At 48.7% G+C, this 13891-nt stretch carries 20 protein-coding genes; 19 read left to right on the top strand and 1 reads right to left on the bottom strand.

The window, feature by feature from the left end:
- The first annotated feature begins 2 nt into the window (after nt 1–2).
- The 13 genes from DFR47_RS18510 to DFR47_RS18450 all read left to right on the top strand — a co-directional run bounded on the left by DFR47_RS18510 (nt 3) and on the right by DFR47_RS18450 (nt 7627).
- Nucleotides 3–1046, top strand: a complete 1044-nt coding sequence (locus DFR47_RS18510; protein WP_113945997.1) for a major capsid protein — start codon at nt 3–5, stop codon at nt 1044–1046.
- Between the two features lie 51 nt (nt 1047–1097).
- Nucleotides 1098–1358: a hypothetical protein gene (locus DFR47_RS18505; RefSeq protein ID WP_113945996.1), complete on the top strand. Its 261-nt coding sequence runs from the start codon at nt 1098–1100 to the stop codon at nt 1356–1358.
- A gap of 5 nt (nt 1359–1363) precedes the next feature.
- Nucleotides 1364–1852 carry a DnaT-like ssDNA-binding protein gene (locus DFR47_RS18500; RefSeq protein WP_113945995.1) on the top strand — a complete coding sequence of 163 codons (489 nt, stop codon included), beginning with the start codon at nt 1364–1366 and terminating at the stop codon, nt 1850–1852.
- 1 nt (nt 1853) lies between these two features.
- On the top strand, nt 1854–2279 hold the full coding sequence (locus tag DFR47_RS18495) for a DnaT-like ssDNA-binding protein (protein WP_113945994.1): 426 nt from the start codon (nt 1854–1856) through the stop codon (nt 2277–2279).
- Nucleotides 2266–2673, top strand: coding sequence for a hypothetical protein (locus DFR47_RS18490; protein ID WP_113945993.1), 408 nt, complete (start codon nt 2266–2268; stop codon nt 2671–2673). Before DFR47_RS18495 ends, DFR47_RS18490 begins: the two co-directional genes overlap by 14 nt.
- 3 nt (nt 2674–2676) lie before the next feature.
- Nucleotides 2677–3732: a phage minor head protein gene (locus DFR47_RS18485; protein ID WP_113945992.1), complete on the top strand. Its 1056-nt coding sequence runs from the start codon at nt 2677–2679 to the stop codon at nt 3730–3732.
- Complete coding sequence (locus DFR47_RS18480) at nt 3729–4139, top strand: HK97 gp10 family phage protein (protein WP_113945991.1); 411 nt, start codon at nt 3729–3731, stop codon at nt 4137–4139. The genes DFR47_RS18485 and DFR47_RS18480 overlap by 4 nt, the downstream gene beginning before the upstream one ends.
- Entirely contained in the window at nt 4139–4564 is a 426-nt protein-coding gene (locus tag DFR47_RS18475; protein WP_113945990.1) for a phage tail terminator-like protein, read from the top strand. Before DFR47_RS18480 ends, DFR47_RS18475 begins: the two co-directional genes overlap by 1 nt.
- 41 nt (nt 4565–4605) lie before the next feature.
- A complete protein-coding gene (locus DFR47_RS18470; RefSeq protein ID WP_113945989.1) occupies nt 4606–5082 on the top strand; it encodes a hypothetical protein in 477 nt (158 codons plus the stop codon).
- 51 nt (nt 5083–5133) lie between these two features.
- A complete protein-coding gene (locus DFR47_RS18465) occupies nt 5134–5547 on the top strand; it encodes a hypothetical protein (RefSeq protein ID WP_113945988.1) in 414 nt (137 codons plus the stop codon).
- 62 nt (nt 5548–5609) lie between these two features.
- Nucleotides 5610–5930 (top strand): phage tail assembly chaperone, encoded by a 321-nt coding sequence (locus DFR47_RS18460; RefSeq protein ID WP_113945987.1) that lies wholly within the window; start codon nt 5610–5612, stop codon nt 5928–5930.
- Between the two features lie 102 nt (nt 5931–6032).
- Complete coding sequence (locus DFR47_RS18455) at nt 6033–7019, top strand: hypothetical protein (RefSeq protein WP_113945986.1); 987 nt, start codon at nt 6033–6035, stop codon at nt 7017–7019.
- Nucleotides 7016–7627 (top strand): hypothetical protein, encoded by a 612-nt coding sequence (locus DFR47_RS18450; RefSeq protein WP_113945985.1) that lies wholly within the window; start codon nt 7016–7018, stop codon nt 7625–7627. The genes DFR47_RS18455 and DFR47_RS18450 overlap by 4 nt, the downstream gene beginning before the upstream one ends.
- A gap of 34 nt (nt 7628–7661) precedes the next feature.
- Here the strand turns inward: DFR47_RS18450 and DFR47_RS18445 are convergent, their stop codons facing one another.
- Nucleotides 7662–7958 (bottom strand): Arc family DNA-binding protein, encoded by a 297-nt coding sequence (locus DFR47_RS18445; protein ID WP_113945984.1) that lies wholly within the window; start codon nt 7956–7958, stop codon nt 7662–7664.
- Between the two features lie 119 nt (nt 7959–8077).
- On the opposite strand from DFR47_RS18445, the gene DFR47_RS18440 reads away from it, so the two are divergent.
- The 6 genes from DFR47_RS18440 (at nt 8078) to DFR47_RS18415 (ending at nt 13886) form a co-directional block, all read left to right on the top strand.
- Complete coding sequence (locus DFR47_RS18440) at nt 8078–8257, top strand: hypothetical protein (protein WP_113945983.1); 180 nt, start codon at nt 8078–8080, stop codon at nt 8255–8257.
- Between the two features lie 39 nt (nt 8258–8296).
- Nucleotides 8297–9037 carry an antA/AntB antirepressor family protein gene (locus DFR47_RS18435; protein WP_210207343.1) on the top strand — a complete coding sequence of 247 codons (741 nt, stop codon included), beginning with the start codon at nt 8297–8299 and terminating at the stop codon, nt 9035–9037.
- Nucleotides 9034–9171 carry a twin-arginine translocation signal domain-containing protein gene (locus tag DFR47_RS18430; RefSeq protein WP_113945982.1) on the top strand — a complete coding sequence of 46 codons (138 nt, stop codon included), beginning with the start codon at nt 9034–9036 and terminating at the stop codon, nt 9169–9171. The genes DFR47_RS18435 and DFR47_RS18430 overlap by 4 nt, the downstream gene beginning before the upstream one ends.
- A 210-nt stretch (nt 9172–9381) precedes the next feature.
- The gene (locus tag DFR47_RS18425; protein ID WP_113945981.1) at nt 9382–10011 is read left to right on the top strand and encodes a hypothetical protein; all 630 of its coding nucleotides are present in this window, start codon (nt 9382–9384) and stop codon (nt 10009–10011) included.
- Between the two features lie 521 nt (nt 10012–10532).
- Nucleotides 10533–13061 carry a tape measure protein gene (locus DFR47_RS18420; RefSeq protein WP_113945980.1) on the top strand — a complete coding sequence of 843 codons (2529 nt, stop codon included), beginning with the start codon at nt 10533–10535 and terminating at the stop codon, nt 13059–13061.
- Nucleotides 13062–13886 (top strand): hypothetical protein, encoded by an 825-nt coding sequence (locus DFR47_RS18415; protein ID WP_113945979.1) that lies wholly within the window; start codon nt 13062–13064, stop codon nt 13884–13886.
- Nucleotides 13887–13891 lie beyond the last annotated feature (5 nt).

Here is a 13891-nt window from a genome sequence, read left to right as displayed (position 1 = left end):
ACATGCGCTATTTTTCCTCTCAACTTCTCAACAGTTCGCGTGTTCACGCTGGCTGGTGGAATGAAGTTTCGGCAGACCGTGAATGGTTTCATAATGCCGAAGATCAACTTGCCGCGGTTCGCAATCAAGCCGCCATCTTGCCGCGTGATGCATGGCTGGAGCTTGACGGCATTACCCGTCGCGTGATGCGTAACGATGAAGGTCAGGCTTATATGGCTGATCTGATGCCATTGGCGAAGGCGGTTAATATCGGTAAGCTGGTGCATCTGAACCGTGTGTCTTCGGATGCAGGTGCGGTTACCCGCTCTCTATCTGGTCAAGTGCCAACGCCGGTCGATAAGGTCACCTATGACTATCGCGGTACTCCGGTGCCAATCTTCTCGACCGCTTATGGTCGTGAATGGCGGGAGTGGAATACTCTGCAGTCTGAAAATTTTGATGCTCTGTCGGATGATCAGGAGGCGCATACCGCCAAAATCCGCCGTGATATGGCACGGTATGCTCTGGATGGTGACGCCACGATTGCAGTGAGTGGCTACACCGCTTACGGTATCCGTACCTCACCATACTCCAAGGCTATCAATCTCGGTTCAGCTGCGGGTGGGGCTAATATTGATCTGACCACTGCCGGTTCCGACGCGGTTGATACATTCATCACACAGACACTTGGCGCGATGCTGGATGCCAACCTGATCACAGGTAAGGTCAATCTTTATATCTCGCCGGAGATTGGCCGCAACTTCGATAAGTCATATTCCGGTTCAACCGGCTTCAAGGGCGGTACACTGCTGTCGTATCTGCTGACCAACCGCCGAATTAACAAAATCGTGGTGACCTTTGAGCTGAAAGGCAATGAATTCTTCGGTTTCGTGCCTGATGCTGAATTCATCCGTCCGCTGATCGGTATGGCGGTGAACACCACGGCCAAGGTTCGCTTGAACCCGACTGATAATTACCAGTTCTTGGTCATAGGGGCGATGGGCTTGGAAATCCGTGCCGACTTTAACGGTAAGTCTGGTGTTTTCTATTCCACACAAGTCAATTGATGAAACTGCCCGGCCTTGGCGCCGGGCTTTTCATTTGGAAAGGATTAAATCATGCGTGTGAAAATCACGAAACCGGGCATTTATGGTGCATCTGGCGAAGTCGAAGTCGGCACCGAACTGACGCTCAAGGCTGAACCTAAGGGTTGGGAAGGGCGTTATGAAGTCATTCAGGGCGATGATGATGGTAAGGCTGCCATCACTGCGAACCGCGATGAGCTGAAAAAGCAGGCCGACGAGCTTGGTATTGAGTATGCGAAAAATATCTCAAACGAGAAGCTGCAAGAACTCATTGACGCGAAACTGGCGGAATAGCGGATATGGCGGGTTACGGAACAGACGAACAGTTTCAGCTGTGGTTGACTGATAACGGCTATACGCTGGCATCGGATGCACCGGCACCCGCTGTTCTGCGTCAGAGAGGCAGTCAGTATATCGATGCTGTATATGGTGATCGGTTTATCGGGCGCGTTGTGACATTTGATCAGGAACGTGTGTGGCCGCGCATTGGTGCATCGTTGCGAGGGGCGACTATTCCCGACAATGTTGTGCCACAGGCGGTTATTTACGCCTCATTCGAAGCGGCGTATCAGGAGGCGCGTAATCAAGGCGGTTTGAATGCTGTTGGCTCTGCGTCTGGCTCGGTCGTGCGCAAGAAGGTTGGGGAGCTTGAGGTTCAGTATTCGGGCGCACAGAGTGATGGAACGGCGTCATTTTTGACTCCACTCATATCGACTGTTGACGGGATGCTTGCCCCATATCTTCGCAATGAAACCGCTAACGGCCTGCTAGTCAGATCGGTGGGCTGATATGCCGATAACTTCGACAATAAGCAGTTACGCCAGTACGGAGCAATTTAAAGCTCACTGTGAAGCGCTCGGGCATAGCTTGGTCGAGTTTACCGACAGCGATATTCACTATGCTCTGCGCAATGCTTCGGAATATTTAGACGCAACATATGGCTCTCGCTTTATCGGTGAGACTGCAACATTCGGGCAATCGCTTGCATGGCCGCGCAAACGGGCAAAGTTTCAAGGACGCTTTTTTCCTGACAACGAAATTCCCGAGAAAATTATAACTGCGTCTTGTGAGGCTGCTTTTGCGTCCCTTGCAGGGGTGGGCGAGGATCAAGAACTATCAGTGATTGAAAATATCTTGTCCGGACTGATCCAGCCTGAACAAGCAGGCGCATCTGTCTTTGGCTCTGTAGCGAGGGTGCAGCATGGCAGCGTTTGATTATGGGATGATGAGCGATACTGCGCTCGAGCTTCTTACTGAATTCGGAACTCAAGCGACACTCACAAGAGTTGATGCAGATGATCCAAGTGACTGGCAATCATCTGGCGCCACTCAGTCAATCTATGAGGTTACAGTTGTTATGTTGCCGGTCAGCGTTGGCAAGGCCGATAACTTCGACCTCAAGTTTGAAGGCAACTTCACAATGCAGCAAGCCAGATTTGGCTACATGGCTGTGCAGATGAAGAAAATTAGCGGCACCGGTGCAGAGAGTATTCAGCCGCAGCCTACCGATATCATCAGTGTGAACGGCGAGGAACTGGTTGTCATCGGTTCCCGTGACCTCAACCCAGCCGGTACGCCGGTCTATTACTCATTCGCAGCTAAGGCGTAATTCATGACATATCGGCTATCCGCAAAGCAGCGCCGACAGCTTGAGGCGTTGACAGCGCGGTTTGAGCCGGTTGTGCGCGATGCCTTTCTCGCTGTAGCTGATCAGATCATTCGCGACGCTGACTTTACCAGGCTGATGATAGCGATTGAGGCGGGAAATGTCCGCGATGTTCTCCGGTCTATCGGTATTCAGGCCGGTTCGTTCAATGCGTTGGGTGATGCGATGGCGGTGGCCTATGCTGCATCCGGTACTGCGGCTATGGCAATGCTGCCGCTTGTACGCGATGCGCGTGGCTTCAAAGTAAACTTCCAGTTCAATGCCCCCAATCTTCGCGCAGAGCGCCGCCTGAGCAGTTATTTGAGCGGCTTGATACAGGATTTCACCAAAGAGGCCGAAGCCGCCACACGGGCAACCTTGACTGCAGGATTGAAGGCTGGGCGCAACCCGCGACAGATCGCACAAGAATTGATCGGGGTTTACGATCCGGCACAGCGTAAGCGCATCGGTGGCGCACTGGTACTCAATCGCAATCAGGCTGAATATGTGCAGCGAGCAAAAGCTGAGCTTTCATCAGGCAACCCGCAGGCATTGGCGAATTATTTGACCCGAACGCGCCGTGATAAGCGGTTTGATGGAACGGTCATGAAGGCCATGCGGGGCGAGATTGAACTATCGCAAGCCCAGATTAACAAGCTGGCAACGCGCTATGCAGATCGTTTGCTAATCACACGGGCAAACACCATCGGTCAGACCGAAGTCATGGAGGCTTTGAACTCTGCCCGAATGGAGGCCGGTTATCAGGCGGCAGAACAGGCCGGAGTTGACCCAGACCAAGCAGAAAAGGTTTGGATTGCAACACTCGATAACCGCACACGCGATCAGCACTTGCATATGAACGGGGTTTCAGTGGTTGGTATGGATACGCCATTCACCATGCCGGACGGTACGCAGATGCAATATCCAATGGATAGCAGTTTAGGGGCTGGTGCTGGTCAGACAATCAACTGCCGTTGCACCTATTTCGTCAGGCTGAATTTCTTTGCGAGGAAAGATCGATGAGCTTTGCAGATCAGGTTGGAGGCTTCCACAAGGATGTGATGAAGCTCATTCTCGCGGTGTTTCAGACAAGTGTGCAGTTCATGGCCGAGGATATTGTGAAGACTTCGCCGGTTGATACTGGTTTTCTCCGTAATAGCTTCAATATCACGCTGAACAGCCTGCCGAACCTTGGCGATAACGGGATTGGTATTGCCGGAGTATCAGGCGCGGTGGCTGGCATCAAACTGTCCGACACGGTTTATCTGAGCTTCACAGCTTCCTATGCAATGCGCCTCGAATACGGGTTTGAAGGTATGGACAGCGCGGGAAGGCTTTACAATCAGTCTGGCCGGTTCTGGGTGCGCGGTGCTGCGCAAAACTGGAACAGCTATGTCGAGAAAGCATTTAGAAAGGCCGGTGCAGTCTAATGATTTACAAAGACATTATGGCCGCACTTTACACGCGGTTGTCGTTGCTCAATGCTGAAATTCCAATCGTCTACCAGCTAAAGCGCTATTCGCCTTTAAACGGCGGTAGAGAGCCGTTCATTCGGGTCAACCTGTATCGCAACAGGCCGGAACGCTTAACGATGGGAGAGGGCAATGTCAGCCTGCATAAAGGCATTCTGCAATGCACAATCACCCACATTCCCACACAAGCCGACTGGATTAAGTCAGAGGGCGATTATCTCGCACTTGGCGAAAAGCTGGTCGAGCATTTCCCTGCTGATCTCACCTTGTGGCACGGCGCGGCACAAGTCCGCATCAGCCAGATACCAGAATTAGGCCCGATCTTTTCCGAGCCTTCTCAAGTCACGCTGCCGGTTTCAATCTACTGGCAGGCTGGTGGTTAATCAGTTTTCAATATTTCAACGACAACTCATGAGGTCATACGATGTCTCAAGCTCTCACCAATATGGGGCGGAAAACTTATGTCAGTGCCACAGCGCACCCCGAAGAAATGGATTTGGATGCCTTTGAGGGCATTACAGACTGGACAGAGGTTCGGTTTGTGACTGAAATCGGCGAGTCCGGTGTTAATACAAACATTGTTTCCTTGCCTGTGATGGACACCAAATTCACGGAAAAGGGCAAAGGTATCTCTGATGCCGGTGATGTGGCGATTACCGTCCGCTTTGATCAGGGTGACGTAGGGCAAAAGCTGCTGCGTGATTTTGGCAAAACCAATATGACTTACGCCTTCAAATTTGAACTGGACGATAAGAAAACACCGACCGGAACCGGCAGCATTGAATACAACCGTGGCATCGTAACAGGGCCATTGCGCTCTAACGGTGGGGTTGAGGACTTTGTAACCGAAACCTTCACCGGCGGCTTTACTCAGCAACCGTTCTGGGTTCCAGCCACTTAATACAGCGCCCATCGAGGCGCTTTTTTATTTCCATCATTTGAAAGGCAGAGCATGACACAGAAAAAATCAACCGTGGCGACGCTCAATCTTGTCGATTACGACCGCACAATTAAATATGAATTGAAGCATCCTGCCACCGGCGAAGGCCTCGGCGTTATCTTTGATCTGGTATCGCAAGGCTCCGAAACTATCAAAGGCGTGGTGCGCAAGCAGTTTGCTGAGATTTCGCCAAATCAGAAGATCACTGACGAAGCGCGGATCAATAAAGCTGAAAAGCTTTCAGAAGAACGCATTGCGGCCTGTATCGTTGGTCTGTCCGTTCCGGAAGATCAGGAATTTATGCCGGGCATTATGGGAACGCCTGAACTCACCCTGGAAAACAAGCTCATTATCGTTCGCGTGGCGTGGGTGTTTGAGCAGCTTAATGAGCAGGCGAATAAAATCCAAAATTTTATGAAACCCTAAAAGCTGACCTTTGCACTTCCGTATTCAATCATGTCAAATATGATACCCCAGATCATAAGGGCGTGACGCGACGGGAGCGCAACAAGCTTGCGGGGTGGGAAGATAACACTCCAGAGATAGTTTTTCCTCATGAAGCTTTCTATCTCTGGGAATGGTTCTTTGAATTGTCGAATGCCCGACATGATTGTGAAAAGCGTCTGCAATACTCTGAAATTGACGCTTGGTCTCGACTGTCCGGTACAAATCTTACGCCATTTGAATTTGAACTTATCGCGTCAATGGACGGCAAGTTTGTCGAGGCATTCCGGTCTGAAATGGCAAATAACCGTAAGAGGCAGGAAGAGCAACAAAAGGCCTTTGAGACAAGCAAGGGCAGGCGGTAATGAACCTGATGTTAGCCTTTAGTTAAAGGAAAGATTAAAGGACTCGCCTTTTATGAGAATATTCGCTTTATTTCAGCGAGAATATTTAAAAAAGGTGGGGTAATGAGGTCTGTTAATATCCAGTATCGCCAATTTGTTCCTGAAAGTGGTGCCAGTTGTAACCTGCATGAGGCAATAGTTGCAGCATTAGGCGAAATCGTAGAAGGCAAATTAAGAAGAGATGTTCCTAAATGTCGAACAGCTGAAATTGATGATAAAGGGCATGCAGTTCTAAACAGAATTGATGAGTTTAGTAATTGGACGTTTGGTGAGGTTGCATTATTCAACCCTGGCCAAGGTGTCCCAGTTCTTATCGATAAAGCAGATTCGAATGTTCTTGATTTGAAAGAGATGTCACTGCAAAATGGGCAGCATCTCATAAAAGGTGTCCTTTATTATATTAATTGCGACGAGCATGTCGTTTTTATTCAGCCCCCTAACGTGTCTGTTGGCATTTTGCGCTCATATTTTGAATGGTTGCTTTGTGCAAATGGACCGAAGCTTGGAGCGCCGTTAAATTTAGAGGCTCTAGTGGAGGCCTCTGGTGAGCATGCACCGAAGGTAGAGGCGATTCAAGTTAAGGCTCGTAGTGAACTTTCCTCAGATTCAAGTCCCACCATGAGAATGGAGAGCGTTAAGGATGTCAAAGAAGCGGGGAGAGCTACTTCCGCCACTACTTCTATGGCTTTAGATATGGCGAGAGCCGCGGGCATGGGGCCAAGTGATTTACAACTGCTTGCCAGCCTATCGGAAGATGGGGAGCTTGTCGCTGATTTGCGACTTAAGCTAGTTAAGGACGGTAAGACTGTAAAGTTTGATAGGATTAAAGCTAGTGATCTCATGACTAACCAAGAAAACGACACTATATCGTTTTATGGTGAAAATGGGAAATATCATGGATCGCTTACACGAGTGCGTTATCCCGGCGCAAAAGTGAAAACATTGGGTGACTTTTTAGAGCCGGATGATTGCCGTCGGGTTCTAATGGAAGCTTATAATTTCTTTCGGAGTAATGGACACATTGATGGATCTCCATTGGAAATAGAATGAAGAAGAATTGGGAAAAATTAATCAGAGTTTTAAAGATTAGTTTTATTGTTGCAGCGGGAGTTGCGGCTGGCTGCTTCTTACCCGCATCGGCATACAGAGATACAACTTCGACAATAGCTAGTTTTGCGGGGATTATAGTTGCTGCGCTCGTTCCAACTATGATCTTAGCAGCTACGATTTTGAGCCCTATGGTTAAAGGTAAAAACGAATTTAATAGGCTTAGGGGTGCAATTGATCAACTCATTTCATTTTTCTCTGGACTGTTTCTATGGACATTAACACTTGGATTTATATTGATATTCGGCTCATTGTTGCAGTGGGTTGAAATATATATTCCAATTAAATTTCCTGTTGGAGACGTGAGTTACGCCTTTAAAATGCCGCTAACACGAATAATTGGCGGCATTTCGGTGTCTTTAATATTATTAATATTGATGCAAATGATAGGGTTTATTCATGGGGTGCGCGTGTTATTTAAAATACATGCTGAAAATATAGAAAAAGAAATTAATCAAATACTCAAAGAGCAAGCTCGAGCAGCATCAAAGGCGAGTATGCCTAAAGATCCTCGATCCGGAATAGGCGAAAATATTGGCATCTTAAAGTAAGACCGACGCATATTCAAAAGGCGCCTCGGCGTCTTTACTTTTTTAAATTGAGTTTGCTTTTATCAAGACCTAATACATCTGAAAGCTGAAGGACTGTTTGTTCAATAATTTGTTGAATTGCATCTTCCTGTAATGAACGCTCTTTCGCAAGTTGGAATGGAGCTTTAGCATCCCAGAATTCTTGTATGAATGAATTATCAAGGCGAGAAACAATCTCAGCATTCATTGAACGATTATTCTTTTCCGCAGCCTCGCGGATACGGTCACGCATGCCATCAGGCAAACGTACAATAACTTTATCTAAAGAGCGGCTTGGCGTGTCTTGAGTCATGTCAATATCATATGTGGCCTTGTGCCATAAATAAATATTGGCCTTAAGCCATATATTGGCTTGACGACAATATGGCACTAGGCCATACTTTAATTGCAAGGCACTTAAAGGAGATATGATTGACTGAAGCTAAGACTGAGCGCGTTCCCATCATGTGGGAGCCATCACTGATAAAAAAGATTGATGACTATCGCTTTGAACAGAGAATAGGGGCAAGGGCTGCGGCTGTTAGAGCGCTTGTCGAAAAAGGGCTTCAAGCCATAGAAAACGAAAAAGCCGGATCGCCTCTCACAGCATAATCCAGCTTTTTCATAACAAATGAAACGATGAGGTATCAAATGTCTACCAATGACAATACTGTATTCCCTGCCGTTATGGAAGGGGCTATCGGATCAGAGACAATCCAGACGGTTAATGCACGTGAGTTGTATTCATTTCTTGAAGTTGGAGTTCGCTTCAATGATTGGGTGTCTCGCCGGATCACTGAATATGCCTTTGAAGAGGGAAAGGACTTTTACTCAGAATTGAGTAAAACTTCATCTGGTGGGCGTCCAAGCCGCGAGTACTATATCTCGTTAGACATGGCGAAAGAGCTTGCCATGGTTGAACGCAATGAGAAGGGCAAGCAGGCTCGTCAGTATTTCATCGAATGTGAGCGTCGAGCTAAAAATGCGGTTGATCCGGTTGCAGTTCTTAATAATCCGGCTGCAATGCGGGGTTTGCTTCTTTCGTACAGCGAGAAGGTTATCGAACTTGAGAGCCGGATTGAAGCGGATAAGCCGAAAACTCAGTTCTTCGATCAGTTCATGAATGCCGATGGCCTCTATGGGCTTCAAAATGCGGCACGGGCATTTAATTGCCGCCCGAACTTGTTTATCCGCTGGCTGAAAGAGCACTACCTGTTTTATCAGGGTGGCAATCTGGTGGCTCGTGTTCAGTTCATCCAGATGGGCATCTTTGAGGTAAAGACTTCCATTGTGGATGATAAGGTGCGTCCGCAGGCATTTATCACGCCTAAAGGGTTGAAATACCTTAATGAGCGCGTTCCTGATGATTTGAGAATGAGGGGCGCAGCATGAACCGTCGCTCTTTCCTCCGTGCTGCACCGGTGGCAGGCGCTGTAATGGCGGCTCCGGCGTTGGATGCATCAAGCCCAATGACACTTGAGGAACTCTGCGATTACCACATCGAAAAACTCTGCGAAGCAATGTAAAAGCTTCACGGTGGTCGATGGGATTCCTTTATTGACCACAAAGTAAGATGTGGGTTTATCCGACAGAGATAATTATGTTTGTGTCAAACTACCGTGATCTCAGCAGCAACAAAAGAAGGCGGCCTAAGCCGCCTTTTCTATTACTGCGGACTGGACAATTTTTACGCTATCGACAATTATTCTTAAGCGAGTAAATGGCGATGGGGTGCAATGTTCGGCTTTTTAAAGAAAAATAAAGGGACGATAGTTGGCGGGGATATCGCTTACTGGGGATTGAGTGACTGGTGGCTTTCGAGCTTCTCCGAAGATGAAAGAGAAATTATTCGCGCTGCATATAACCCGCTAACCACTGGAATCGTGAGACTTGATGCGGGGGAAATAATTCATTCATCGGGCGACCCGTTAAAATTTCTATCAGGACTAGTTGGATACCTGAATAAGGAGCCTACAAGGCATTTAGCATTCAGGATCATAGATAAAATGTATGATTTAGATGCCCCAGCCATCCCTATATTATCAAGGCATTTTGCCTTCCAAGCAATTTGCATTTCCTATTATCGTTGGAGAGATGTAGATGATTTCGCGATCGGTGGGGCAATTGAAGCCTGTGAAAAGTCTCTTGCTATTAGTAAACTGGCGGCGGAAGCATTTATAATCGAAGAAAAGTTCGATATCATCCCTAGCCATCACTGCTTTAAACAATACGCAATAATCGAAGAAAAGCGCGGTAACTTTGCGAAAGCAATATTACTTACACGGCAGGCTAAAGCAGAGGGCTGGCAAGGGGATTGGGATAGCCGTCTGGTTAGACTTTCACATAAAATGGGAAAACCAGTTTAGACTTGCTTTTATATGCAAAGACACATCACTGTAGGGGTTGGGAAACATCTTTGAAAAAGTATCTTATTATCGCTTCTTCCTTGTTCTTGGCAGGGTGTACAAGTGAACAAATACCGGTAGCAGCGCCTAAAACTCCGCCACCAGCAAACTATAAGCAGAAAGTAATCCAGCACGTTCGGCAAAACTATTTTGACCCATACACTGTTCGGGACGCATCAATATCTAAGCCTTTTGCGGTCAATCGGATTGGCCACGGGGAAGTGTGGTTTGTCTGCGTTCGGTCGAATGCGAAGAACCGAATGGGCGGATACACTGGGATCACGCCTACCGCCTATTGGTTTAATAACGGTGAAATCGGCAATAAGTCACAGACCTCATCTCAGTATGATGAGTTCAATTGCGCTCACGCTCAATACAGCCCATTCCCTGAAATTGAGAACATGAAATAGCGAAGAATACCGCACAGTTTGAGCATGTCAAAAGCGCCTTTCGAGGCGCTTTTTTTATGAGAAGTGAGTCAGATGTCAGAGGCAATCTTAAACCTTGTTGTTAATTCCAAAGGTGTTCCTGAAGCCAATGAAGGCTTAGAAAAGCTTACCGGCAACGCTGATCGTGCTGAAAAGAGTGCAAAAGGCTTAACGTCAACGGTTGGCTTGCTGTCAGGTGCCTTGGGCGCTCTCGGCATCTCACTTGGCGTCATGGCTGTAAAAAATGCAGCGGATAGCTGGTCAGACATGAATGCTCGACTCGGGCTGGCCGTAGGTAGTGCTGATAAGGCAACTGCTGTTATGCAGCGCTTACAGAGTGTGGCAAAGAATACGTACTCTGACATTAATACGACGACCGAGAGCTTCATTGCCAACGCAGGGGTATTGCGTGATCTTGGTAAATCCACTGCACAGGCGCTTGATTATACAGAAGCGCTGAATAACGCTCTGGTTGTGTCTGGCGCTAAGGCTGAGACCGCCGCATCAGTGCAAGAGGCAATGTCTCGTGCTATGGCTTTGGGGAAGCTGTCAGGCGACCAGTTGAATACCGTCCTTGCCAAAGGTGGGGAAGTAGCAGCCGTTTTGGCTGCTGAACTAGGCGTATCTCAAATCCAACTTCGCAAAATGGGACAAGAAGGGAAAATCACCGGTGATGTGATTTATAGTGCTCTGACCAACCGCTTAGAGGAGTTGCGCGAAAAGGCTGGCAGTATGCCTGCTACTATGCAGGATGCGGCTACTGCGTGGTCCAATGCCTTTACAACCATTGTTGGAACCGTTGATCAGGCGACAGGCGCAAGTGGTGCGCTCGGGCAAGCTCTATATGATCTTGGCTATCAGGTTGCCGAGCAGGCGGGAACTATCGCGCAGGCATTTGTCGCAATGCAGATGATTGGCGGTCAGGCTATTGAAGCTATTTCAACAGCCTTTTCGGGAATGTTTGGCGATTTTGATACCGGTTCCGCCATGATTATTGCAGGCGTGGGGCTAGTCGGCACTGCACTGGTAGGCCTATCATCAATTATCTTGGGGCCGGTTGTTGGGGCTTTCGCTGCAATGACCGCCGCAATTTTAGCAAACCCTATTGGCTTGTTAGTAGGCGCATTGGCGGCGGCGGGAGCTGCACTGTACCTCTTTGGTGACCAGATCAATCAGATACTTGGCTTCGATGTTGGCAACGCAGCTCGCGCAGGCGGGAACTATATTCTTGGTGCCTTTGTGGGGACGTATAATGCGGTTCTGGCCGTGTGGAATAACTTTCCTGCTGCTTTTGAACTTACATGGAAAACAGGCGTCAACTCTGTTCTTGATGTTATGATTTGGTGGGCTGGAAAGCTTGAAGTGTTTTTTGCTGAAATCCCTACTATGCTCGGGGACGCAATGGAAAACTTTCCCATCATTTTCGCTAATGCTGTGCGTGGTGCTGTTAAGCTTGGTGTGGATGCCATTTCATGGATGGTAAACCAGGCTATTTCACTACTTAATAAGATGCTCTCTGGCGTCAGGTGGTTGCTGGATCAAGTGGGAATACAGATGCAAGAGCTTGGCAGCGTCGATATCGGCGCCGGTATTGCCGACCTTCCGATGGTAGCTTCCCGCGCAGCAGGAAAGATGAAGAATGTTCTGACTGGGCTGAAATTTGAGTTGTCTGACCAAGCCAAAGAAACTGGTGATTTGATCAGTGATGCTTATTCCAAAGCTTTTAGTGAGGATCATCTTGGTGGGATTGTCGACGGGCTCGGTAAGGTCTGGACTGCAGCTGGCGATGCCACCAATCAAATCAAAGATATGAACGCTGCCCTTGAAGGCGATGCAGGCTCCGGAATGGGCGGCGCTCTGGGGGACGGCAGCGGTGGAAAAGGCGGGAAAGGGAAAGGGGGCGGTGGGAAAGATGAAAAGTCACGAGCCGCTGAGAAGCTCGCCCGTGATATGGAAAAGCGCCTCGAAGCCCTGAAAGAAGCGCACCGCAATGAAGAGGAGGTGCAGCTTGCCAAATATCAGAAAGACCTTGAAACACTCCAATGGCACCTTGATCAGAAAAAACTAACTGAACAAGAATTCCTTGAGTGGAAAGAGCGAGTTACTCGTGATCATGAAGCAAAGATGCTGCAAATTCGGGCAGCAGGTTTTTCGGATAGCCTGACGGCTACAGGCGAGTTTTTCGGGGCACTTGCAAGCGTTATGGGTGGTAATAACGATAAATTGCTACGCGTGCAGAAGACCTTCGCTGCTGCTGCTGCATTGGTTAACGCTTATTTGGCTGCTTCTCAGGCGCTTGCTGATCCAACTGTACCGTTTTGGGGTAAATTTGCGGCTGTTGCCGCAGTTCTCGCCAAGGGCATGGCGCTTGTTGGGGCGATTAAGTCTGGCTCAAACTCAGGCGGCGGCGGCTCAGCAGGCACAACCCAATCCGCAGCACCTCAAGAAAAAGCCCCGCCCAGGCAAATGGCTGAAATCAACGTGCATGGCGAAGTTTTCAACCGTGAGCAGGTCATTGGCCTGATCGAGAAGATCAACGATGTTCAGAAAGATGGCCACGTGATCAGTTGGAAAGGCATTTAAATGGCAATCATTATCGCGCAAAACATGGTTGTCACGGCGGTTCAATCCGGTGCCAGTGGCAAACCGTGGTTTGCATGGCGTAACTATGTGACCCGTGGCAATGTGGTTGCTCAGTATGAGGATGTGCTGCATCCGGCAAGCAATCTTGGTAACACTAATACCGCTTTGTCGTGGCGCTCTACTTCACTGGATGAGCAGACCGTTGATGTGGAGTTGGGCGGTAGTGCGCCGATTGATTATATCGCAGTCGCCCGTCATAATCTTGGCTCATCATTCTGCGAGATCAGCGTCGAGGCGCTTATATCCGGTCAAGAGAGCGACGGCTATGTTGAACTTATTGCGGGGCAGTTTCTCGGTACTGACGAGCCGGTTATCATTCGGTTCGGTGAGATTTACCCGACGCGGATCAGAGTACATTTGAAGCCACAGAATGCACCGCCACAGGTTGCCATTCTCTATGTCGGCAAGCTCACGGTGATGCAGCGCGGGATTGCTCAGGAAGTGGTGCCGCTGCACTTCGCCTATAAAACTGAGGTTGCGACCGGTCGGGCAGAGAGCGGCGATTTCCTTGGTCGCATCATTACCGATCAGTCTAAGAGCGTATCCTATAGCTTCGAACTGGTTGATTATGGCTGGTTCAAGCGTGAATTTGGCGAGTTTGCCAAAACCTCACTGACGCAGCCGTTCTTCTTTTCATGGCTTCCAAAACTTTACCCGGATGAAGTCGGGTTCGGCTGGCTCAACACCGACATTAATCCTGATGCTGCACATTATGCCGGTGGCATTCAGGTGAATTTCACACTGGATATATCGACAATCGCATAGGTGTT

Source organism: Pseudochrobactrum asaccharolyticum, assembly GCF_003314995.1.
GTDB classification, from domain to species: domain Bacteria; phylum Pseudomonadota; class Alphaproteobacteria; order Rhizobiales; family Rhizobiaceae; genus Pseudochrobactrum; species Pseudochrobactrum asaccharolyticum.
Note: the sequence above shows the minus strand (reverse complement) of the source record. Positions and strands in the feature narration are given on the sequence as shown.

Excerpts from the sequence above, each read along its gene's own strand:
- DFR47_RS18475 (WP_113945990.1), top strand. The coding sequence starts at position 4,139 with ATGATTTACAAAGACATTATGGCCGCACTTTACACGCGGTTGTCGTTG.
- DFR47_RS18425 (WP_113945981.1), top strand. The coding sequence starts at position 9,382 with ATGTTCGGCTTTTTAAAGAAAAATAAAGGGACGATAGTTGGCGGGGAT.
- DFR47_RS18485 (WP_113945992.1), top strand. The coding sequence starts at position 2,677 with ATGACATATCGGCTATCCGCAAAGCAGCGCCGACAGCTTGAGGCGTTG.
- DFR47_RS18435 (WP_210207343.1), top strand. The coding sequence starts at position 8,297 with ATGTCTACCAATGACAATACTGTATTCCCTGCCGTTATGGAAGGGGCT.
- DFR47_RS18505 (WP_113945996.1), top strand. The coding sequence starts at position 1,098 with ATGCGTGTGAAAATCACGAAACCGGGCATTTATGGTGCATCTGGCGAA.
- DFR47_RS18495 (WP_113945994.1), top strand. The coding sequence starts at position 1,854 with ATGCCGATAACTTCGACAATAAGCAGTTACGCCAGTACGGAGCAATTT.
- DFR47_RS18500 (WP_113945995.1), top strand. The coding sequence starts at position 1,364 with ATGGCGGGTTACGGAACAGACGAACAGTTTCAGCTGTGGTTGACTGAT.
- DFR47_RS18450 (WP_113945985.1), top strand. The coding sequence starts at position 7,016 with ATGAAGAAGAATTGGGAAAAATTAATCAGAGTTTTAAAGATTAGTTTT.
- DFR47_RS18480 (WP_113945991.1), top strand. The coding sequence starts at position 3,729 with ATGAGCTTTGCAGATCAGGTTGGAGGCTTCCACAAGGATGTGATGAAG.
- DFR47_RS18455 (WP_113945986.1), top strand. The coding sequence starts at position 6,033 with ATGAGGTCTGTTAATATCCAGTATCGCCAATTTGTTCCTGAAAGTGGT.
- DFR47_RS18445 (WP_113945984.1), bottom strand. The coding sequence starts at position 7,958 with ATGACTCAAGACACGCCAAGCCGCTCTTTAGATAAAGTTATTGTACGT.
- DFR47_RS18470 (WP_113945989.1), top strand. The coding sequence starts at position 4,606 with ATGTCTCAAGCTCTCACCAATATGGGGCGGAAAACTTATGTCAGTGCC.
- DFR47_RS18465 (WP_113945988.1), top strand. The coding sequence starts at position 5,134 with ATGACACAGAAAAAATCAACCGTGGCGACGCTCAATCTTGTCGATTAC.
- DFR47_RS18415 (WP_113945979.1), top strand. The coding sequence starts at position 13,062 with ATGGCAATCATTATCGCGCAAAACATGGTTGTCACGGCGGTTCAATCC.
- DFR47_RS18420 (WP_113945980.1), top strand. The coding sequence starts at position 10,533 with ATGTCAGAGGCAATCTTAAACCTTGTTGTTAATTCCAAAGGTGTTCCT.
- DFR47_RS18430 (WP_113945982.1), top strand. The coding sequence starts at position 9,034 with ATGAACCGTCGCTCTTTCCTCCGTGCTGCACCGGTGGCAGGCGCTGTA.
- DFR47_RS18510 (WP_113945997.1), top strand. The coding sequence starts at position 3 with ATGCGCTATTTTTCCTCTCAACTTCTCAACAGTTCGCGTGTTCACGCT.
- DFR47_RS18490 (WP_113945993.1), top strand. The coding sequence starts at position 2,266 with ATGGCAGCGTTTGATTATGGGATGATGAGCGATACTGCGCTCGAGCTT.